Raw genomic sequence first — 280 nt, forward strand, 5'->3', positions numbered from 1 at the left:
TTTGCAGCCGGTGCCGGCCGGGGTGCTGGGCGAGCTGTACCTGTGCGGTACCGGGCTTGCCCGCGGCTACCACCGTCGTCCCGGGCTGACGGCCGAGCGTTTTGTCGCCAGCCCGTTCGTGGCGGGTGAGCGGATGTATCGCACCGGTGACCTGGCGCGTTACCGGCCGGACGGGGTGATCGAATATGCAGGGCGCCTGGACCATCAGGTGAAACTGCGCGGCTTGCGGATTGAACTGGGCGAGATCGAGGCGCGCTTGCTGGAGCATCCGTGGGTGCGT

At 68.2% G+C, this 280-nt stretch carries 1 protein-coding gene; it reads left to right on the forward strand.

Going from position 1 to position 280, the window contains the following annotated elements; genetic code table 11:
- The coding region (locus tag NPS47_RS25550) for an AMP-binding protein (protein WP_274297461.1) at nt 1–280 on the forward strand (280 nt) is incomplete at both ends.

This window comes from Pseudomonas putida, from assembly GCF_028682475.1.
In the GTDB taxonomy this organism is placed as follows: domain Bacteria; phylum Pseudomonadota; class Gammaproteobacteria; order Pseudomonadales; family Pseudomonadaceae; genus Aquipseudomonas; species Aquipseudomonas putida_AG.